The sequence below is a fragment of the Aurantiacibacter luteus genome (assembly GCF_001010945.1).
Taxonomy (GTDB): Bacteria; Pseudomonadota; Alphaproteobacteria; order Sphingomonadales; family Sphingomonadaceae; genus Alteraurantiacibacter; species Alteraurantiacibacter luteus.
Map to the genome: position 1 here is coordinate 622,895 of NZ_LBHB01000001.1, position 20,112 is coordinate 643,006.

Genomic DNA, 20,112 nt, shown 5'->3' on the forward strand with positions numbered 1-20,112 from the left:
AGCGCGCCATGTGCGGCATCGCGGGATTATTCCATACGGGCACCATCAAGCCGGTCGATCCGGCGCGGGTGCAGCGCATGTGCGATGTTCTCGCCCACCGCGGGCCGGACGGCTCGGGCGTATGGAGTGCGCCGGGTGTGGGGCTAGGCCATCGCCGCCTCTCGATCATCGACCTCGCCGGCTCGCCGCAACCCATGCACTCGGGCGACGGGCGCTGCACCATCGTCTTCAACGGCGAGATCTACAATTTCCGCGAACTGCGGCGCGAGCTGGAGGAAAGCGGCGCGCAGTTTCGCACCGACGGCGACACCGAGGTTATCCTGGCCGCCTGGGAGCGGTGGGGCGAGGACTGCGTGTCGCACCTCAACGGCATGTTCGCCTTCGCGCTCTACGACCGGCGGGATCGCACGCTGTTCCTCGCGCGCGACCGGCTCGGGGTGAAGCCGCTGTTTCTGGCCGAGTTGTCCGATGGCGCGCTGGCCTTCGCCTCGGAACTCAAGGGCCTGCTCGCCCACCCCCTGCTGCGGCGCGAGGTCGATCCGCTGGCGGTGGAAGACTACATGACCTGGGGCTACGTCCCCGATCACCGCTCGATCCTGCGCGGCGTGACCAAGCTGCCCGCAGGCCATACCTTGCTGCTGAAGCACGATAGCCCCGTGCCACGGCCGCGCCGCTACTGGGACGTCGACTTCACACAGCGGCACAAGGGCAAGGCGCGCGACATCGAGGCCGAACTGCTGCACCACCTCAAGCAGGCGGTGGAAAGCCGGATGGTGGCCGACGTGCCGCTCGGCGCTTTCCTTTCGGGCGGAGTCGACAGCTCCAGCGTGGTCGCCTTCATGGCCGAGGCGAGCCGCAAGCGGGTATCCACCTGCTCCATCGGCTTCGACGTCGCCAGCGCGGATGAGACCTCCTACGCCGAGGAGGTGGCGCGGCGCTTCAACACCGACCACCACGCCCGCACGGTTAAGGCCGACCAGTTCGAGGCCATCGATACGGTCGCGGGCATGTTCGACGAGCCCTTCGCCGACGCCAGTGCGCTCCCGACCTGGCGCGTCGCGCAGCTGGCGCGCGAGCACGTGACCGTGGCACTCTCTGGGGACGGGGCGGACGAGGCCTTTGCCGGGTATCGCCGACAGGTCTTTCACGCGCACGAGGAGCGGGTGCGCGGCCTCATCCCCCATGCGGTGCGGCACAAGGTGTTGGGGCCGCTGGGCGAGGCCTTTCCCAAGCTTGACTGGGCACCGCGTCCCCTGCGCGCCAAGACGACGCTGCAAACGCTCGCCGGATCGGGCGCGGCGGGCTATGCGCGGGCGCTGTCCGTGGTGCCGCCGGAACTTCGGCTCGGGCTCTACTCGCCGGACCTTCGTGCGGGCGTGGGCGAGTATCGCGCCGAACATGTGCTGGAGGCTTTGATGCACCGGGCCCCTGCGCGCTCCGGCCTCGATGCCGCGCAATATGCCGACCTCGCATTCTGGCTGCCGGGCGACATTCTGACCAAGGTCGACCGCACCAGCATGGCCGTCAGCCTGGAAGCGCGCGAGCCGCTGCTCGACCACCGCCTCATCGAATTCGCCGCCACGCTGCCCGAAGGCCTGCGCGTGCGCCGTGGGCAGGGCAAGTGGGTGCTGAAGAAAGCGATGGAGCGCTACCTGCCGCGCGACATCCTCTATCGGCCCAAGCAGGGTTTCGTTACGCCCATTGCCGACTGGTTTCGCGGGCCCCTGGCGGGCAAGGCGCGCGGCATTGCCAGCAGCGCCATGTTGGCGCGCACGGGCTGGTTCGACAATGCGCGGGTGGCGGAGCTGGCGGAAGCGCACATCGCCGGGCGCTCCGACCATTCGCGGCTGCTGTGGCAATTGCTGATGCTCGACCGCTCGCTGGCGCGGCTGGGGATTGCCTAGCCGGAATGGCCCAGCGCCATGTAATCGGCGCTCTGCATTTCCTCGAGACGGCTGACCGTGCGCTCGAACTCGAAGGCACCGTCGCCCGCTTCATAGAGCGCAGCCGGCTCCACCTCTGCGGTGACGAAAAGCTTGACCCGCGCCTCGTACAGCGCGTCGATCAGCTTGGTGAAGCGCAGGGCCTCGTTGCGGTTCTCCGGCCCCATGCGCGGCACGCCGACGAGGATGACGGTGTGAAAGGCGCGGGCGATCGCGAGGTAATCCGCCGCCCCGCGGTTCTCTCCGCACAGCCGCTTGAAACTGAAGACGGCAACGCCCTTCAGGCACTTGGGAACGTGTAGCGCGCGTCCACCTCCTAGGTCGAGTTCGCAACTCGGCACGTTGGCGGCATCTTCGGGCGCATAGTCGGTGAGGCGGAAGAAGGCCTCGCGCACCTTGGCCGTGGCGTCGTCGCCCAACGGCGTGTGCCAGGTGTCGAGATCGCCGAGCCGGTCGAGCCGGTAGTCGGTCGGGCCGTTCAGCGGCACCGTGTCCATCTCCCGCTCGACCAGCTCGATGAAGGGCACGAACAGCGAGCGGTTAAGCCCATCCTTGTACAAGTCGCACGGCGGGCGATTGCTGGTCGCGACGACGGTCACGCCCTCGTCCACCATAAGCGCGGTGAACAGCCGTGCCATGATGGCGGCGTCGGCGGTGTTGGTGACCACCATCTCGTCGAAGGCGAGGCAGCGCAGGTCCGCCGCCAGCCGCTTCGCGACCCGCCGCACCGGGCCCTCGGTCTCGGCCTCGCGCTCCTCGCGCAGCAGGGCGTCGACCTCGAGCATGAAGGCGTGGAAGTGCACGCGGCGCTTGTCGGGGATGGCGAGGGTCTGGACGAACAGGTCCATCAGCATGGACTTCCCGCGCCCCACGCCGCCCCACATGTAGACCCCGCGCGCAGGCCTGGCCTCCTTGCCGAACAAGCGCCCGAGCAAGCCGCCGGGGGCGTCCGCTTCCAGCTCGCGCTGCAAGGCGTCCAGCCGCTCCGCCGCCCGGCGCTGGTCCGGGTCGGCGCGCAGTTCGCCGGACGCTATCAGCTTCTCGTAGGCGGCGAGCAGTCCGCTCAGATGGCGCGCTCCGCTTCCATCTTCTTGATCTCGGCAATCGCGCGCGCGGGGCTGAGGCCCTTGGGGCACACGTTGGCGCAGTTCATGATGGTGTGGCAGCGATAGAGGCGGAACGGGTCCTCCAACGCATCGAGCCGCTCGCCCGTCATCTCGTCGCGGCTGTCGGCCAGCCAGCGGTAGGCCTGCAGCAGGATGGCGGGGCCGAGGAACTTGTCGCTGTTCCACCAATAGCTGGGGCAGGCGGTTGAGCAGCAGGCGCACAGGATGCACTCGTAGAGGCCGTCCAGCTTCTCGCGCTGCTCGGGCGATTGCAGGCGCTCCTTGCCGCTGGGCGTGGTGGAAACCGTCTGCAACCACGGGCGGATACTGGCGTACTGGGCGTAAAAGTGGGTGAAGTCGGGAACGAGGTCCTTGATCACCTCCATGTGCGGCAGCGGCGTGATGCGGATCTCGCCCGGCAGGTCCTCGATCGCGGTGGTGCACGCGAGGCCGTTCTTGCCGTTCATGTTCATCGAACAGCTGCCGCAGATGCCCTCACGGCAGGAGCGGCGAAAGGTCAGCGTCGGGTCGATCTCGTTCTTGATGCGGATCAGCGCGTCGAGCACCATCGGCCCGGTGGCGTCGAGGTCGAGCTCGAAGGTGTCGTAGCTGGGGTTCTGCCCACTGTCGGGATCGTAGCGGTAGATGCGAAAGGTTTTCACCCGCGCCGCGCCGTCGGCCTTGTGGACCTTGCCGTCCTTGCGGATGCGGCTGTTCTTGGGGAGGGTGAAGGTGGCCATGACGATTGTCCCGATGCGCGGTTTGCGCCCTCTCTACCCATGCGGGCGGGGAGCGCAAGACGGCACAAGGGACCATGCGCCGATGCGCGTGCGGTCAGAAGTCCCCGCGCACCGAGAACACGAAGATCGGCCCGATCAGCCGGTCGCGCTCTTCCACGAACAGGACCGGCGCCTCGGTCCGCAGCCCGGCGTAGACCGTGCGGTCGCGGTAGCTGCGGGCGCCGAGCAGGTTGGCGACGCCGGCGGCGACGGTCAGCCCGAACACGTCCTTGTTCTCCACCACCGCGGTGAGGAACCACGGACCCTCGTACTGCCGGTCGACCTGGTTGCTGCGGAAGCTGGGCTGGGTGTATTCGTGGTTGGCCTGCAACTGCCAGGCCCAGTCGCTGTCCGGAATGTCGTGGCGCAGGGTGGCGAACACGCGCCGCGTGGCAAATCCGCTCCATTGGCGCCTTTCGCCGGTGAAGGGATCGGTCAGTTCGGAGGTCTGGAGGATCACTGTCGCATCCAGCTTCAGCCCGCGCGCGCCGAGCGGGTCGAAATTGACCGTGCTCTCCGAGATCACCGCCGCCGCCCATGAGCTGTCGATGTTGCCGCGCGCCTCTCCGCCCGCGACCGGCACGATGTCGACCAAATCCTGCACGTCGCGGTAGATGAAGCGCAGGCGGGTGTTGCCCCACGCGCCCAGCGAGCGGCCCACCTGCCCGTCGATCGTCCAGTCCTGCCGCGGGCGCAGCTCGACGTTCTGAGCGTTCTGGTTGTTGTCGCCGAGGTTGGCGCGGGCGAGGAAATCGTAGAACGAGAGCTGGTCCACGCGCCGCTGCAGGCTGATCGAAGCGTCCCACCCGTCGCCCGGCCGCCACGAGAGGTTGAGCGAGCCCTTGGGTCGCAGGAAACTCCGCGTCAGCCCGCCCGGGCCGGTCTGCGAGATGGTCGAATATTCCGCCCCGGCGATCAACTGGAACGAGAGGTTCGACGCGATCGGCCGCCCGAAGCTGAGCGAGCCCTCGTAACGGTCCTCGCTCACCCCGCCGCTGGAGCCGGGAAAGGGCACCTCGACAAATTCGCCGCCCTGGTCGAGGACGAACAGGCTGGCCACATTGTCGAGCGTATTGAAGGCCGCCTCGCCCGCCAGCTGCCAGTCGCCGCCGAGCATCTGCCAGGTGTATTCGCCGCGTCCGATCGTCTCGCCGAGGTCGCCCGTCTGCGCGAAACGGTCGCCCAGCGGGTCAGAGCCGTCGGCAAACTCGGTGATGACGGTGGTGGTGGACGGCTCGTGGCTGAAGCGTCTTAGCCCGATGGCCTTGAACCGGCCCGGGCCGAGGTCGAAGGCGATGTCGCCGCCAAGTTCGTAGTTCCACTGGTCGCCGCGCTGGCGGATGCTGCGATATTCCTCGCTTCCGCCGATGGGCAGGCGCGTGCCGTCCTCGCGGAAGCGGGAATAGATGCGCTGGTACTGGCCGTTGAGATTGGCCTCGACAGAGCCTGCCGGATCCCAGTTGAGGCTGGCCGACAGGCGCGGCGAATCGTAGTCGCTGGTGAAGACCTCCTCGCGGGTGTCCACCAGCGCGCCTGTGCCGTCGTAGATCAGCGTGGTGCCGCCGGCGCCCGAGCGGCCGGACTGCTGGTTGCTCAGCCCCAGTTCGTAGGACACTTCGCCCGAGCGACCGGAAACGGACACCGCGCCCGAGTAGAGGTTTGGATCGGTGTAATTGGTGCGAAATTCTGGCTGCCAGGAGAATTGGCCGGAAAAGTCGTCCGAGCGATAGACGATATTGGCGACCTGTCCGGTCAGGCCGGGAATGTCGAGCGTGGCCCCGTCGACGATCTCGATCCGTTCGACGATGTCGGCCGGGATGCGCTGCAGCAGCGTGCCCACGTCCTCCGACTTGTTGGAGGAGCGCGAGCCGTTGAACAGCACGTTGCCCGTCGCCGTGCCGAGCCCGCGGCGCTCGGCGCTGCCCTGGATGTTGAAGCCGGGGACCTGTGCGAGCATGTCGAGCGCGTTGCGCGGGGCGTAGCGGACGAAGTCGGCGGGCGTGTAGACGCGGGCCTCGCCGCCCTCCGCCGGTGTCTCGACGATCGTGGGATCGGGCGGCGGCGCGTCTCCGGTCGGCGCTTCCTGTGCGGCCGCGGGCGCTGCGCACAGCGCGAGCACGGCCACGCCCGGCCACAAATTATTTCGAGAAATCATGCCCCAACCTTTGCCTACACTTGTAGTCCCGTGGGGCGTGTGCAGCGGGGCGGCGGTGTCTTGTAGCGCTAATCCACCAATGTCGTTTCAGTGGCGACCAACTGCTTGTCGCATCGCCCGCGTCTGGACAGGTGCCTTGCGCGGGGACATGGCGGCAGGCGATGGACCAACCGCTCGCGCCCGATCTCGTCGTCTATGACCTGGACGAGACACTGACGCGGCGCGCGACGTTCACGCCATTCCTCCTCCACGCTGCTCGGACGGTGGCACCGTGGCGCTTGCCGTTTCTGCCGATTTGGGTGATGGCCATGATCGGACACAAGGTCGGGCTCTGGCAGCGCACGGCGCTCAAGACGTTCGGGATGCGCCTGATGGCCGGACGACGCGGGCCTGCAGAACTGGCGCAGGTGGCGGAAAGCTTCGCGGTCTCGCGGGGTTTCCTGCCAAGGGCGCAGCGAGCCGTTGCCGAAGACCTGGCCGCGGGGCGGCGCGTGATCGTCGCTACCGCTGCCTTTGCCTTTTACGCCCGGCCCATCGCAATGAGGCTCGGCATCCATGAGGTCGTCGGCACGCACTGGGACGGCGAAGGCATCCCCGGAGGCAACTGCTACGGCCCGGTCAAGCTGGCGCGGGTACAGGCGTGGCTTGCGGATGAGGGTCTGGCGCGCGAGGGGCTGCGAGTCCGTGTCGTCAGCGACAGCCGCGCCGATGCGCCATTGCTGGACTGGGCGGACGAGGGCTGGTTCGTGAACCCGTCGGCACGCCGCGTCGCCGAGATCGAGCGGCGCGGATGGCGGGTGGTGGACTTCAGGCGCTGACCCAGTCGGCGATGGCATCCGCCGCGCGTTCGACCGCGGGCCGCTCGCCGATGTCGATGGTGTGCGCGAAGATCACCTCCTGTGCGGCACGATACCGCTCGCCGATGGCCTGCCAATCGTGAAGCAGGGCCGTAAGATCCTGCACGTTCTTGCTCACCGGGCCCGCCTGCCAGCTTTCCAGGTCGCCCACGTCCCCGTCTCGTTCGCGTCGGCGGCAATCGAGGAAGAACGCCGGGCGCGGGCGCTGGAGGAACTCGTAGATCTGGCTCGACACGTCGCCGATGTAGGCGTCGCCGCCGCGCGTATAGGTCATGTCGAACAGGGCCGGCCCTGCGACGTCCACGTGTACGTTCGGCGCTGCCAGCGCCTCGGGCGGAACGTCGGGCCGCCGACGGGCGACGCGGTATTCGGGCGAAACGTGCCAGCGTTTGCGGAACAGCATGACGTGCGGCGCAAAGACAAGGTTGAAGCGATCCGCGCCTTTCGTGGCGAACCACCGCAGCAGATCCGGCCCGGCATCGTACCAGCTGGAAAGGTGCGGGTCGAAGTGCGGATTGTAGACGAAAGTCGGCCGGTCGTTGTCGAACAGGCGGGCGGGGGCGGCCTCGGCGACGGTGTCGAACTTGGGATAACCGACGATGCGCAGGCGCTCTCGCTCCACGCCTGCGCCGACAAGCTGGTCGACGACCTTGCGCCCGGCGACCAGCGACAGGTCGAAACGGCGATAGTCGGGGTGCCAGGCCACGCTGCGATCGCCCGCGCCGTGGGGGATCTTGGCAAAGGCCGGGCCTTCTCCTTGGGCGAAGTGGCGCTTCAGGCGCAGGCAGGTGCGTTCGGTGGAGACGACCATGTCCACGCCCGCGAACAGCGCGACGTTGTTGTGCAGCCGTGCCAACCGGCTCGCGGGAAGAAGGCGATCGAGCTTGTCCAGTAGCCACCGGCGGACGGGCGGAAGAAGAAGCTCATGCCATTCGGCGGCGGACACTTCGGCAGGCAAAAGATGCCGCTCGACCTGTGCGCGCAGGGCAGGGGTGGCGAAGGCGATGACCGTGCGGACGTCCGGATGCGTGCGGATCATTGCACCGGCCACGCCCGCCAGGTGCGCGACCTGGTGCGCTGCATCGTGGTTGAACAGGAACAGGACGCGTTTCATGGCATCAGCCGCGCCAGAAGCGCCTCGATCGCCGCGATATCCTGCGGCGTATCGGCATCGATGCAGGCGTGGCCCTGTGAAAGTACGACCACGCGCGCGATCAGCCCGAACCGGGCGGCAGCGCGGCGTGCGAACCCCTGCAGCGTCATCACGCGCAGCAGCGCGCCGAGCAACAGCGGCAGGCCGAACAACGAGAGGACGGCGCGCGACTTCTTGCGCGCCTGTTCGACCCGCGCCCATGCCTCGACCAGCGGTAGCACCTGCGGCCCGCCGAGCATGAAGAGGTTGGCGCCTGAATAGCGCCCGCCGCGAAAGGGCAGCCAAGTCCGCTTGCCAGAATGGCCGGCGGCGACAAAGGTCCTTTGCTCGACCACGCCCACGGCCACGTCGACATCCGAAGCGGCGGCGAGGAATTCGGTAAGTATCGCCTCGTCGAGCAGCACGTTGTCGGCGGTGGTGACGAGCAGCGGCGCAGGGTGGTCGTGCAGAATCTCGCGCAAGGTCGCAGCAATGCTGGCGCGCGATAGCCGCTGTTCGGCCGCGTCAACCTCGGCCACCAGTGGCTCCAGCAGCGCGGGATCCTGGCTCACCACGATGAGCCGGGCGATCTCGGGCGCGGCGCGCAGGGAGGTCAGCACGCGGGCTAGCATTGGGGTGCCGCCAACCGGGATCAGCGCCTTGGTCGGCACGCCGTAGGCATCGCGGATGGGGTCGGGCCCGGGCCTGCTTCCGGCGAGCACCAGCGCATCTACCATGAAGCCCTCGTCCCTGCGTTAGCCTGCCAGCGTTCGCCGCACTTCGCCGGGGCAGGGCGCCGGCGATATGCGAGAGCGCGTCCCTATGCCGATGCCCGCCGGGGCGCAACCGGAGCGTATTAGCATTTGCAAATATCCCGCTCGCAGGCATTCTGTCCGGCAAGCGGGAAGTGAGTGAGCTGGATGGGTTTGCGACACTGGTACGACGAGACAATCGTTCCCAAGGTCGTGGCAGCCGGCTGCGGGACCGAGGAGGTTGCGCGATTGCGCCGCGAAGTCGTGCCGCTGGCGCGCGGAGCGGTGTTCGAGATCGGCTGCGGCGGCGGCTACAACCAGCCGCTCTACGATGAATCGGCGATCTGCAGCTTTTCCGGCATAGATCCGAATGGCGCCCTCCTCGAAGCCGCGCGCAAGTCTGCCGCCGACAAGGGGTGGGAGGTCGATATCCGGGAAGGGAAGGGTGAGGCCATCCCCTTTCACGACGGCGCATTCGACACGGTGGTTTGCACTTATACGCTCTGTTCGGTGGACGATGCACCGCGCGTGCTGTCGGAAGTGCGCCGGGTGCTCAAGCCGGGCGGGCGCCTGCTGTTCCTGGAACATGGCCGTGCCCCCGATCCCGTTCCGGCGAAGTGGCAGCGACGGATCGAGCCGGTGTGGAAGCGCCTTGCGGGCAACTGCCATCTCACGCGGGAGATCGGCGGAGCCATCCGCGCCGCCGGGTTCGAGGTCGAACCGATCGGGCGCGGCTACTTCGAGCAGGCCCCGAAATGGGCGGGCTGGATGGAATGGGGCACGGCGCGGCGCGCCGGGGCCTGAAAGCGTCGGCCCCGCCATGCTCGCCGATGGGTCGGGCAGGACGGGGCCGGGTTGAGATCGTTGATCGAACGTTAGGCTTATTCGCCGAACGTTCGCTGCCACCAGCCGCCGCGCTTGGGGGCCGGCTCGCTCTCGACAGCCTCTGCGGTTTCGGCGGTCTCGGCTACCGGCTCGGCGGGCACTTCGTCCGCCACCTCGGTTACCGCTTCTGCCGGAGCCTCCTCCTCGGTGACGACCTTCTTGCGCGAGCGGCGCTTGGGCTTTTCCGAAGGCTCGACCTCAGCTGCTGGCGCGGCTTCCTGCTCGGCGGCAGGCTCAACCTTCTTGCGCGAGCGGCGCTTGGGCTTTTCGGTCGGTTCCGGGGCGACTTCGCCAGCAGCATCCTCGGCCGCTACCGCCTCACCCTCGTCAGCCTTCTTGCGACGCGAGCGACGCTTGGGCTTTTCCTCGGCTTCGGCTTCTGCCGCGGCTTCGGCTTCTGGTGCCACTTCAGAAACTGCCTCTGCCACGGTCTCCCCGTCAACGTCGGCAACCGATGCTTCGTCGGAGTCCTCCGAGCCCTCGGAGCCCGCCTCGCCGTTGCGGCGTCCGCGGCCGCGACCGCCACGGCGGCGGCGACGCTTGGGGCGATCGCCGGAGGCATCGGTATCGCCAGTTGGCTCGGCATCGGCCGATGTCTCGTCATCACTTTCGCTGTCGCTCTCGCTGTCTGCTTCCTCGCCCTCCTCTCGAGAACGGCTGCGCCCGCGACCGCCGCGGCGACGGCGGCGGCGCTTCTTGCGGCCGCCATCCTCGTCGTCGCCGTCGCGCTCGCTTTCGTCTTCCGCTTCGTCGTCGGTGTCGTCCTCGTCCCCGTCCTCGGCGTAATCCTCGTCGTCACTGTCGTCGATGATGGTGTCGAAGCGGGGCGCCTGGGTCGGCTTGGGGCCGGAGGACGCAACACGCATCTTGGCGCCTTCGTCTTCGCCTTCGGGCTCGACTACGACCGTGACGTTGTAGCGATGCTCGATCTCGGCGAGATCGGCGCGCTTGGCGTTGAGCAGGTACACTGCCGCCTCGGTCGAGGCGTAGAGGGTGATGGTCGTGCCTTTGCCCTTGGCCGCCTCGTCCTCGATCAGGCGCAGGGCGGAAAGGCCGGCGCTGCTGGCGGTGCGCACGAGGCCGGTGCCGTCGCAGTGCGGGCATTCGCGCGTGGTCGCCTCGAGCACGCCGGTGCGCAGGCGCTGGCGGCTCATTTCCATCAGCCCGAAGCCGGAGATGCGGCCGACCTGGATGCGCGCCCGGTCGTTCTTGAGCGCATCCTTCATGGCGCGCTCCACCTTGCGGGTGTTGCCGGAGCGTTCCATGTCGATGAAGTCGATCACCACCAGGCCCGCCATGTCGCGCAAGCGCAGCTGGCGAGCGATCTCGCGCGCGGCCTCCAGGTTGGTGTTGAGCGCGGTCGCCTCGATGCCGTGCTCCTTGGTGGACCTCCCTGAGTTGATGTCGATCGAGACCAGCGCCTCGGTCGGGTTGATGACGAGGTAGCCGCCAGACTTCAGCTGCACGACGGGATCGTACATGGCGCGCAGCTGGTCTTCCGCGCCGTAGCGCTGGAACAGCGGTACGGGATCGGAATACTGCTTCACCCGCCGCGCGTGGCTGGGCATCAGCAGCTTCATGAACTCCTTGGCGGCCTTGTAGCCGTCCGGCCCCTCGACCACGACCTCCTCGATCTCGCGATTGTAGATGTCGCGGATGGCGCGCTTTATGAGGTCGCTGTCCGAATGGATCACGCTCGGCGCGCTCGACGCCATGGTACGCTCGCGGATCTCGTCCCACAGGCGGGCGAGGTAGTCGAAGTCGCGCTTGATTTCCGGCTTGGTGCGCGAGAGGCCGGCGGTGCGGACGATGAGGCCCATGGACTTGGGCAGGCTCAGGTCGGACACGATCGTCTTCAGCCGCTTGCGATCGCTGCCGCTGGAGATCTTGCGGCTGATGCCGCCGCCGTGGCTGGAGTTCGGCATGAGCACGCAGTAGCGGCCCGCGAGGCTGAGATAGGTGGTGAGGGCGGCGCCCTTGTTGCCGCGCTCCTCCTTCACGACCTGGACGAGCAGCACCTGGCGGCGCTGGATGACGTCCTGGATCTTGTAACGGCGACGCAGCGCCTGACGCTTGGCGCGGGCCTCGTCGATTTCCTTGGCACGGCTGCCGCCGCGGCCCTTCTGCTGGCCCCGGCCGCCCTGGCGGCGAGCGCGACCGCGACCACGACCGCGGCCGCCTTCATCCTCGTCATTCTCGGCTTCCGCGTCGGCGTCGGTATCGTCGTCGTGAGCGGCGCCGTCGTCGCCGTTCTCGACGTGGCCGTCCTCGATCGTGGCGACATCGTCCTTCTCGCTGGTGTCGATTTCCTCGACACCAGCTTCGTGGTCGTCCTCGTCCTCGTCCTCGTCGTGCGAGGACACGTCGTCACCGTCTTCCTCGTCCTCCTCGGCGCGCAGCGCGGCCTCTTCCTCGGCGGCCTCGGCCTCCGCGGCGAGCAGCGCGGCGCGATCTGCCGCGGGGATCTGGTAATAGTCGGGGTGGATCTCGCTGAAGGCCAGGAACCCGTGGCGGTTGCCGCCGAAATCGACGAAGGCCGCCTGCAGCGACGGTTCGACCCTGGTTACCTTGGCGAGGTAGATGTTGCCCTTGATCTGCTTGTGTTCGGCAGATTCGAAATCGAATTCCTCGATCCGGTTACCCTTGAGGACCGCGACCCGGGTTTCTTCCGGGTGGCGCGCGTCGATGAGCATGCGCGTTGCCATTGTATAGTCTCCAGGCATAACGCCGTGCGCCGCCGGGGCCGGTTGAAGCCCCCGCGTGCGTGCGCTGCTGCCGTTGTGTGTGGGATCCGCCGCTTGCGAGGCGGAAAGCAATCATGGCCCCGGTGCCGCAAGGGCGATCGGAACCTCGAAACGTGTCTGTCGGGATGCGAAGGCGCAGGGTTTGCATCTGCGCGAAAGGAGCCGATGCGTACCCATGCCCTTGCGGACATGCGGTAACTCTCGGGCTCGAACTCAGCATCGCGGCATCAACCTGTAAGTCTTGCCGGGCGCGGACGGATGCCGCCCCGGAACAGTCCGGCGACATGGGTTCACCGGCAACGAATTGCTAGCAGCGGTGGAAAGCCGCCGCAACCTTGTTGCGCGCTCTCGCATAATTCCCTTGGGACGACGTTAAGGATGAGGCAGGTTCGCCCGCAGCCTCGGATCACGGGAAAGCGGGAGAGCGCGTGGCCTATCGCCTCCAGTTGGGATTGCTGTTCGCCTTTCCGGTGCTGGTGGTGGCGCTGCTGTGGGCGCTGGGCAAGACCATCCCGGTGCCGGTTCTGGGCCGCGATTACGTCATCACCATGCCGCTGCCCGACAACGAACCCGCCATCGGCCTGCCCGAGGTGCTGGGACCCGCCGATCCCACGCGCCCGCTGGTTGTGATCGATGCCGGGCATGGCGGCCCCGATCCCGGCGCGGTGGGCGAGGGCGTGCGCGAGAAGACCGTGGTGCTCGGCCTCGCCCGCGCCTTGCGCGACCGGCTGCTGGCCGAGGGCGGCATCCGCGTCGCCATGACCCGCGACGAGGATCGCCTCGTGGTGCTGGGCGAGCGCGCCGAGATCGCCCGCGCGCTGGGCGCCGACCTGTTCGTGTCGATCCACGCCGATTCGGCGGGCGAGAAGGAAGGCGTGGAGGGTGCGAGCATCTACACTCTCTCCGAAACCGCCAGCTCGGAGGCCGCCGCCCGCTTCGCCGAACGCGAGAACGAGGCCGACACCGTCAACGGCATCGACCTGTCCGGCAACGACCGCGCGGTGAACGACATACTGGTCGAGCTTTCGCAGCGGCGCACCTCCGGCGCCTCGGATCAGTTCGCCTCGCTGATCGAGCGCGAGGGGCAGGGCACCCTGCGCTTCCACCCGCAGCCGCGCCGCTCCGCCGCGCTTGCCGTGCTGCGCGCACCGGACGTGCCCGCAGTGCTGTATGAAGCGGGCTTCGTCACCAACCCGCGGGAGGCGGAAGCGCTCGCCTCGCCCGAGGGGCAGGAACGGTTTGCCGAGGCGCTGGCGCGGGCGATCCGCATCTTCTTCGCCCGTCAGTCCGGCGGATAAGCGATGTACCCCCGTGCATTCATTCTGGCGCCATGCTTTTTCGTCATGCTAGGGCGCGCACCATGAGTGAAGCCACCATCGACGACAGCGAACGCGGCCTTGTCCGATTCACCCGCCGCATCCGCCGGGGCGGCGAAGGCGCGTGGGCGCGCGTGCGCGAGATGTGGCAGACGAAGCGCTGGTTCCGCCGCGCCGTCTACACGCTTGGCGCGGGCCTGCTGCTGTTCATCGTCGCCTTCATCTGGCTGACGAAGGACCTGCCCGACGCAGAAACCCTGCTGGAATACGAGCCCAACCTGCCCAGCGTGGTGCGCGGCGCGGATGGCGAGATCGTCCACCGCTTCGAGCGCGAGCGCCGGGTGGAACTGCAGTTCCAGGATTTCCCCACCCAGCTCGTCAACGCCTATACCAGCGCCGAGGACGAGACCTTCTGGACCCACGGCGGCATCGATATCGGCGGCTTCACCGGCGCGGTGATCGACTACGTCTCCAAGCTCGGCTCGGGCGAGCGGGCCGTGGGCGGTTCGACCATCACCCAGCAGGTCGCCAAGAACATCCTTGTCGGCAACGAGTACTCGATCACCCGCAAGCTGCGCGAGATGGTGCTAGCGACGCGCATCGAAGGTGTACTCGACAAGCGCGAGATCATTACGCTCTATCTCAATGAAATCCCGCTCGGCCGCCGCAGCTTCGGCGTGCAGGCGGCCGCCCGTGCCTATTTTAACAAGGACGTGGACGATCTGGAGCTGCAGGAGATGGCCTTCCTCGCCGTCCTGCCGCGCGCGCCCGAAGTGCTCGGTCGCAGCGCCAACGCCGCGACCGCGCTCGACCGGCGCAACACCGTGCTCGACCAGATGGAGGACAACGGCCACATCACCGTTGCCCAGCGCGATGCCGCCAAGGCCAAGCCGCTCGGCATCTTCCAGGGCCAGCGCGAGGAGCGCTCGGCGGACGCGGGCTATTTCTTCGAGGAGGTGCGTCGCCAGCTCATCTCCATGTATGGCGAGGAAGCCGAGGACGGGCCCGACAGCGTCTATGCCGGCGGGCTGTGGGTGCGCACCTCGCTCGATACCGAACTGCAGGATGCGGCGCGCAATTCCCTGCGCGCGGCGCTGCTGCGTTACCAGAGCGGGCGCGGGTGGAGCGGGCCGCTCGCCACGCTCAATCCCAACAATGGGAATCTCGCGCAACAGCTGGCAAGCTCCTATCTCTCGATCAGCTACGAGGACTGGCGCGTTGCCGTGGTGCTGGGCACCAACGGCGGCGGCGCGGACATCGCCTTCGCCAACGGCGACACCGGGCGCCTGAACGGTATACCGAGCGCAATGGCGGCGGGCAACGTCATCGCGGTTTCCCCCAGCGGCAATGGCTGGCGGCTTGAAACCGTGCCTGAGATTTCGGGCGGCTTCCTCGCCATGCAGCCGACGACGGGCCGGGTGCTGGCGATGCAGGGCGGTTTCGATTCGCGCATCGGCGATTTCAACCGCGCCACCCAGGCGGAGCGTCAGCCGGGTTCGACCATCAAGCCCTTCGTCTATGCCGCCGGGCTCGACAACGGTATGACGCCAGCCACCATCGTGCCGGACCGGCAGTACTGCTATTACCAAGGCGCCAACCTCGGCCAGAAATGCTTCACCAACTTCGGCGGCGGACGTGGCGGCGGCGAATATCCGATGCGCTACGGGCTCGAGCAGTCGAAGAACCTGATGACCATCCACATCGCGATGGAAAGCGGCATGGAGAGCGTCATCGACACGTTCGAGCGCGCCGGGATCGTCGACGAGGGGCAGTACGAACCCTATCCCTCCTACGCGCTGGGCGCGGGCGACACGACGGTCGAACGCATGGTCGCCGCCTATTCGATGCTGGTGAACCACGGGCGGCTGAACGGGCCGACGCTGATAGACTTCATCCAGGACCGCGACGGCAAGGTGATCTGGCGCGCCGACCGGCGCGAATGCACCGGCTGCAACATGGACGAATGGGACGGCGGCCCCATGCCGCGCTTCGGCCCGACCGGCCGCCAGCAGCTCGATCCGCGCACCGCCTTCCAGGTCGTCCACATGCTCGAGGGCGTGGTCCAGCGCGGCACCGCCACGCGCCTGCGCGATCTCGACATTCCGCTGTTCGGCAAGACCGGCACCACCAACGGCCCGACCAACGCCTGGTTCGTGGGCGGATCGCCCGACATCGTGGCGGGCACCTATCTCGGCTTCGACCAGCCGCGCAATCTGGGCGGGTACGTGCAAGGCGGTAACACCGCCGCGCCGATCTTCAAGCAGTTCGTGCAGGAAACGCGCGATCACTGGAGCGGACGGCCCTTCGTCGCTCCGGCGGGCGTGCGCATGGTCCGCATCGACCGGCGCAGCGGTCGCCGCACCTTCGATGGCTGGCCGAGCGAGGAGCCCACCAGCGCGGTCATCTGGGAAGCCTTCAAGCCCGATACCGAACCGCGCCGCGTGCAGCGGCAGGATGATGTCGACGCGCTGCGCAACCAGGTCATCGCCGGCTTGCGCCGGATCAGCCAGGGCAACCGCGCGCCCGCCCGCCGCACCACCCCGGTCGCGCCGGACGAAGGGTTTGCCGAGGAGCAGGGCGGCATCTACTGATCGCCCGCGCTCGCCGCTTTCGCCGCGCCCGTCTTTGCGCTAGGCGCGCCGCTTCATTCTGACGGAGACTTTGCCATGCGTGCCGAGGGGCAGGCCCATATCGACCGGATCGAAGCGGCGCTGGCGCTGGTCAGGAAGTCGCTCGACTGGGAACGCGCGCTGCGTCGGCTCGACGAGCTCGATGCCCGCGTGCAGGACCCCGACCTTTGGAACGATCCCAAGCAGGCACAGGCCATCAGCCGCGAGCACAAGCAGTTGAAGGACGCGGTCGAGACCGTGCAGGCCATCGAGAGCGAGATGGGCGATGCGGTCGAGTTCGTCGATATGGGCGAGGCCGAGGGTGACGACGACGTGGTCGCCGAAGGGCTCGCCAGCCTGAAGGCTCTTGCCGACCGGGCCGACCGCGACAAGGTCAACGCCTTGCTTTCTGGCGAGGCCGACGCCCATGATACCTACCTTCAGATCAACGCGGGCGCGGGTGGCACAGAGAGCCAGGATTGGGCCGAGATGCTCATGCGGATGTACGCCCGCTGGGCCGAACGCCGTGGCTTCAAGGTGGAGACGGTGGAGTACGCCGCGGGCGAGCAGGCCGGAATCAAGAGCGCCACGCTGCTGATCAAGGGCGACAACGCCTATGGCTACGCCAAGACCGAGAGCGGCGTCCACCGTCTCGTCCGCATCAGCCCCTACGACAGCTCGGCGCGCCGCCACACCAGCTTCTCCAGCGTCTGGGTCTATCCGGTGATCGACGACGACATTGACATCGAGATCAACCCGGCCGACCTCAAGATCGACACCTATCGCGCATCAGGCGCGGGCGGCCAGCACATCAACACGACGGACTCGGCGGTGCGCATCACCCACCAGCCGACCGGCATCGTCGTCGCCAGCCAGCACGATCGCAGCCAGCACAAGAACCGCGCCACGGCGATGAACATGCTCAAGGCCCGTTTGTTCGAGCGTGAGATGCAGATGCGAGAAGCGGTGGCCGCAGGCGAATATGCCGAGAAGACGGAGATCGGCTGGGGCCACCAGATCCGCAGCTATGTCCTCCAGCCGTACCAGATGGTGAAGGACCTGCGCACCGGCACGACCAGCCCCACGCCGGGCGACGTGCTCGACGGCGAAATCGACGACTTCATCGCAGCAGCGCTGGCCCAGCGCGTAACTGGAGAGAGCGTCGAAGTGGAGGACGTGGAGTAAGGCGCTTTGCCTTATGCCGCATGGCTCGCTAGAGGCCGGGACATGAGGAGAGGGCCTATCATCCGCTTAGCCGTGGGGCTTGCGCTATGCGCGGGGCTGGCCGCTTGCGATGCGTCGGACGACAGCCGCCCGCCCAGCGCGCGCGATTTTCCGAGGGCCTATCGCCCCGTCTCCGAACTCGCGGGCAATGCCTTCTCCACCGAGCAGCAACGCGACGACCGGCGCGAGGCCGAGACCGTCATGGACCAGGCGGCGATCACCGAGGGCATGACCGTGGCCGATATCGGTGCTGGCGAGGGGTACTACACCGTGCGCCTCGCCGACCGGGTGGGTGACGAGGGCCGCGTGCTGGCGCAGGACATCGACGGCGCCGTGCTGCGCCGCCTCGGTAGCCGCGTGGAGCGCGAGCGGCACGATAATGTCTCGATCATCAGGGGCGACATCGACGATCCGAAGCTGCCTCCCAACTCGTTCGACCGTATCTTCATGGTGCACATGTACCACGAGGTTACCGAGCCCTATGCCTTCCTCTGGAACATGCGCCCCGCGCTGCGCGAAGGCGGGCAGGTGATCGTGGTCGATGTCGACCGTCCGGCCGACCAGCACGGAATCAATCCCCAGCTTCTGTTTTGCGAATTCGAGCGGGTCGGCTATCGCCTCGTGGAATTCGTGCGAAAGCCCGAGATTGCAGGCTATTATGCGCAGTTCGAAGTCGCGGGAGAGCGACCCGATCCGCGCGATATAGAACCCTGCGTGCAGCCGGGGAATGACTCAGAGACGCCGACCATTCCGCCTCCAGCCTTCGGGCCGGGCGCGGGGGACGGCCCAGCAAAGGTGAATGATGGCGTTCAAGGGACTTAAGCCGGTCATGTATGGCGGCCGCGAGGTGTGGCCGCTGGTCGAGGGTGGCAAGGGCGTTTCGGCCACCAACGGCATCAGCTCGGGCCACTGGGCGGCCGCGGGCGGCATCGGCACGGTCAGCGCGGTCAACGCCGACAGCTACGATTCCGACGGCAATCCCATCCCCCAGGTCTATCCGCAGGCGACGCGTGTCGAGCGGTTCGAGCAGCTCGTCCGCTACGCCATCGACGGCGCGACCACGCAGGTGAAGATCGCCCACGAGATCGCCGGCGGCAAGGGCGCGATCAACATCAACGTCCTGTGGGAAATGGGCGGCGCGCAGCAGGTGCTCGAAGGCGTGCTGGAGAACTGCCCGGGCATGATCACCGGCGTCACCTGCGGCGCAGGGATGCCCTACAAGCTGGCAGAGATCGCCCAGCGCTTCAAGGTCCAGTACCTGCCGATCGTCAGTTCGGCCCGTGCTTTCCGCGCGCTGTGGAAGCGCAGCTATTCCAAGGTGCCGGACCTGATGGCCGCGGTGGTCTATGAAGACCCGTGGCTGGCGGGCGGCCACAACGGCCTCTCCAACGCCGAGGACCCGCGCCAGCCGCAGGACCCGTACCCGCGCGTCGCCGAACTGCGCGCCACCATGCGGGCCGAGGGCGTTTCCGAGGAAACCGCGATCGTCATGGCGGGCGGCGTCTGGTTCCTGCGCGAATGGGAGAACTGGATCGACAATCCGGAAATCGGCAAGGTCATGTTCCAGTTCGGCACCCGACCGCTGTTGACAGAGGAAAGCCCGATCCCGCAGGTTTGGAAGGACATGCTGCGCACCGTCGAGCCGGGCGACGTGCTGCTGCACAAGTTCTCGCCCACCGGATTTTATTCCAGCGCGGTGAAGACCCCGTTCCTTTACGACCTGATGCACCGGTCCGAGCGCCAGATCCCGATCTTCAAGCGCGACGAGGAAGAAGGCACAATCCCGCTCTCCGACCACGGCAAGGCCAAGTATTTCTTCGTCCACCCCGGCGACCAGCGCAAGGCGCTGGCCTGGATGCACGAAGGCTTCACCGAGGCGCTCAAGACGCCGGATGATACCGTCGTGTTCGTCACCCCCGAAAGCGCCGAGCAGATCCGTGCCGACCAGCAGAACTGCATGGGCTGCCTGTCGCACTGCCAGTTCTCAAGCTGGAAGGACCACGACAACCACACCACCGGGCGACTGGCCGATCCGCGCAGCTTCTGCATCCAGAAGACCCTGCAAGACATCGCCCACGGCGGCGATCCGGACGAAAACCTCGCCTTCGCTGGCCACGCAGCCTATCGCTTCAAGCAGGACCCGTTCTATTCCAACAACTTCACGCCGTCGGTGAAGCAGCTGGTCGAGCGCATCCTGACGGGGGACTAGGCTTCGGCGATCAGCCTCTGGCGCAGGGCATTCACGCTGGCGAGCCGCGCCACGTCGAGCGGGGCGGCGAGGCGCAGGCCGAAGGTGTCACCGTCGATCCAGCGGATTTCCCCGCGCAGGGTGTCCCCGCTCGCCAGCACGATCGTCACATCCTCGCCGATGTCCGCCATCAGTGCGGTCGCCTCGCCGCCGAGGCCGAACTGCGAGATGTCGCGCACAGTGATAGGCTGCTCGCCAGAGTAGCTGCCCTGCATCCGGGCGGCGACGCAGATGCGGGCGCGGGCCTCGCGCGGGCGGGGAGACGTGGGCGGGGGCTGCGCGCCGGGCGCCATGGCAATTCTCGTACTGGTGGACATGCCTTCCGATGCCTATCCTGCATCGGTTTCGACCCCTGTCTCGAC

General features: G+C 67.5%; 15 protein-coding genes. 8 read left to right on the forward strand and 7 right to left on the reverse strand.

Annotation, left to right across the window (positions count from 1 at the left end; translation table 11 throughout):
* Positions 1-8 precede the first annotated feature (8 nt).
* The gene (locus AAW00_RS03010) at positions 9-1,904 is read left to right on the forward strand and encodes an XrtA/PEP-CTERM system amidotransferase (RefSeq protein ID WP_047002821.1); all 1,896 of its coding nucleotides are present in this window, start codon (positions 9-11) and stop codon (positions 1,902-1,904) included.
* Here AAW00_RS03010 and zapE read toward each other — a convergent pair.
* From zapE to AAW00_RS03025, 3 genes are all read right to left on the reverse strand, one after another.
* Positions 1,901-3,010 carry a cell division protein ZapE gene (gene zapE, locus AAW00_RS03015; protein ID WP_047003491.1) on the reverse strand — a complete coding sequence of 370 codons (1,110 nt, stop codon included), beginning with the start codon at positions 3,008-3,010 and terminating at the stop codon, positions 1,901-1,903. The two genes, AAW00_RS03010 and zapE, sit on opposite strands and share 4 nt — an antisense overlap.
* Positions 3,007-3,789 carry a succinate dehydrogenase iron-sulfur subunit gene (locus tag AAW00_RS03020; protein WP_047002822.1) on the reverse strand — a complete coding sequence of 261 codons (783 nt, stop codon included), beginning with the start codon at positions 3,787-3,789 and terminating at the stop codon, positions 3,007-3,009. Before AAW00_RS03020 ends, zapE begins: the two co-directional genes overlap by 4 nt.
* 94 nt (positions 3,790-3,883) lie before the next feature.
* Positions 3,884-5,983: a TonB-dependent receptor plug domain-containing protein gene (locus tag AAW00_RS03025; protein ID WP_047002823.1), complete on the reverse strand. Its 2,100-nt coding sequence runs from the start codon at positions 5,981-5,983 to the stop codon at positions 3,884-3,886.
* 161 nt (positions 5,984-6,144) lie between these two features.
* Between AAW00_RS03025 and AAW00_RS03030 the strand changes: the two genes are divergently transcribed.
* Positions 6,145-6,801, forward strand: a complete 657-nt coding sequence (locus tag AAW00_RS03030; protein ID WP_047002824.1) for an HAD family hydrolase — start codon at positions 6,145-6,147, stop codon at positions 6,799-6,801.
* Here AAW00_RS03030 and AAW00_RS03035 read toward each other — a convergent pair.
* Together AAW00_RS03035 and AAW00_RS03040 are read right to left on the reverse strand one after the other, a co-directional pair.
* On the reverse strand, positions 6,791-7,954 hold the full coding sequence (locus tag AAW00_RS03035; RefSeq protein ID WP_047002825.1) for a hypothetical protein: 1,164 nt from the start codon (positions 7,952-7,954) through the stop codon (positions 6,791-6,793). The two genes, AAW00_RS03030 and AAW00_RS03035, sit on opposite strands and share 11 nt — an antisense overlap.
* The gene (locus AAW00_RS03040) at positions 7,951-8,709 is read right to left on the reverse strand and encodes a nucleotidyltransferase family protein (protein ID WP_047002826.1); all 759 of its coding nucleotides are present in this window, start codon (positions 8,707-8,709) and stop codon (positions 7,951-7,953) included. Before AAW00_RS03040 ends, AAW00_RS03035 begins: the two co-directional genes overlap by 4 nt.
* A gap of 183 nt (positions 8,710-8,892) precedes the next feature.
* Between AAW00_RS03040 and AAW00_RS03045 the strand changes: the two genes are divergently transcribed.
* Positions 8,893-9,528, forward strand: a complete 636-nt coding sequence (locus AAW00_RS03045; protein WP_052761735.1) for a class I SAM-dependent methyltransferase — start codon at positions 8,893-8,895, stop codon at positions 9,526-9,528.
* A gap of 77 nt (positions 9,529-9,605) precedes the next feature.
* Here the strand turns inward: AAW00_RS03045 and AAW00_RS03050 are convergent, their stop codons facing one another.
* Positions 9,606-12,314 (reverse strand): Rne/Rng family ribonuclease, encoded by a 2,709-nt coding sequence (locus AAW00_RS03050; RefSeq protein ID WP_047002828.1) that lies wholly within the window; start codon positions 12,312-12,314, stop codon positions 9,606-9,608.
* A 467-nt stretch (positions 12,315-12,781) separates the two neighbouring features.
* Here AAW00_RS03050 and AAW00_RS03055 point away from each other — a divergent pair, with 467 nt between their 5' ends.
* The 5 genes from AAW00_RS03055 (at position 12,782) to AAW00_RS03075 (ending at position 19,711) form a co-directional block, all read left to right on the forward strand.
* Positions 12,782-13,651: an N-acetylmuramoyl-L-alanine amidase family protein gene (locus tag AAW00_RS03055; protein WP_047002829.1), complete on the forward strand. Its 870-nt coding sequence runs from the start codon at positions 12,782-12,784 to the stop codon at positions 13,649-13,651.
* Positions 13,652-13,713: 62 nt separating this feature from the next.
* Entirely contained in the window at positions 13,714-16,260 is a 2,547-nt protein-coding gene (locus AAW00_RS03060) for a penicillin-binding protein 1A (protein WP_047002830.1), read from the forward strand.
* A 75-nt stretch (positions 16,261-16,335) separates the two neighbouring features.
* Positions 16,336-17,463, forward strand: a complete 1,128-nt coding sequence (gene prfB, locus AAW00_RS03065) for a peptide chain release factor 2 (RefSeq protein ID WP_047002831.1) — start codon at positions 16,336-16,338, stop codon at positions 17,461-17,463.
* Positions 17,464-17,505: 42 nt separating this feature from the next.
* Positions 17,506-18,324, forward strand: a complete 819-nt coding sequence (locus AAW00_RS03070) for a class I SAM-dependent methyltransferase (protein WP_082124893.1) — start codon at positions 17,506-17,508, stop codon at positions 18,322-18,324.
* Complete coding sequence (locus AAW00_RS03075; RefSeq protein WP_047003493.1) at positions 18,305-19,711, forward strand: NAD(P)H-dependent flavin oxidoreductase; 1,407 nt, start codon at positions 18,305-18,307, stop codon at positions 19,709-19,711. Before AAW00_RS03070 ends, AAW00_RS03075 begins: the two co-directional genes overlap by 20 nt.
* Here the strand turns inward: AAW00_RS03075 and AAW00_RS03080 are convergent.
* On the reverse strand, positions 19,708-20,067 hold the full coding sequence (locus AAW00_RS03080) for a hypothetical protein (protein WP_156169906.1): 360 nt from the start codon (positions 20,065-20,067) through the stop codon (positions 19,708-19,710). The genes AAW00_RS03075 and AAW00_RS03080 overlap by 4 nt on opposite strands.
* Positions 20,068-20,112 lie beyond the last annotated feature (45 nt).

Bases quoted from the DNA above. Each gene is read 5' to 3' on its own strand.
- AAW00_RS03010 (WP_047002821.1), top strand. From the start codon at position 9: ATGTGCGGCATCGCGGGATTATTCCATACGGGCACCATCAAGCCGGTC.
- AAW00_RS03020 (WP_047002822.1), bottom strand. From the start codon at position 3,789: ATGGCCACCTTCACCCTCCCCAAGAACAGCCGCATCCGCAAGGACGGC.
- AAW00_RS03025 (WP_047002823.1), bottom strand. From the start codon at position 5,983: ATGATTTCTCGAAATAATTTGTGGCCGGGCGTGGCCGTGCTCGCGCTG.
- AAW00_RS03030 (WP_047002824.1), top strand. From the start codon at position 6,145: ATGGACCAACCGCTCGCGCCCGATCTCGTCGTCTATGACCTGGACGAG.
- AAW00_RS03035 (WP_047002825.1), bottom strand. From the start codon at position 7,954: ATGAAACGCGTCCTGTTCCTGTTCAACCACGATGCAGCGCACCAGGTC.
- AAW00_RS03040 (WP_047002826.1), bottom strand. From the start codon at position 8,709: ATGGTAGATGCGCTGGTGCTCGCCGGAAGCAGGCCCGGGCCCGACCCC.
- AAW00_RS03045 (WP_052761735.1), top strand. From the start codon at position 8,893: ATGGGTTTGCGACACTGGTACGACGAGACAATCGTTCCCAAGGTCGTG.
- AAW00_RS03050 (WP_047002828.1), bottom strand. From the start codon at position 12,314: ATGGCAACGCGCATGCTCATCGACGCGCGCCACCCGGAAGAAACCCGG.
- AAW00_RS03060 (WP_047002830.1), top strand. From the start codon at position 13,714: ATGAGTGAAGCCACCATCGACGACAGCGAACGCGGCCTTGTCCGATTC.
- prfB (WP_047002831.1), top strand. From the start codon at position 16,336: ATGCGTGCCGAGGGGCAGGCCCATATCGACCGGATCGAAGCGGCGCTG.
- AAW00_RS03070 (WP_082124893.1), top strand. From the start codon at position 17,506: ATGAGGAGAGGGCCTATCATCCGCTTAGCCGTGGGGCTTGCGCTATGC.
- AAW00_RS03075 (WP_047003493.1), top strand. From the start codon at position 18,305: ATGGCGTTCAAGGGACTTAAGCCGGTCATGTATGGCGGCCGCGAGGTG.
- AAW00_RS03080 (WP_156169906.1), bottom strand. From the start codon at position 20,067: ATGTCCACCAGTACGAGAATTGCCATGGCGCCCGGCGCGCAGCCCCCG.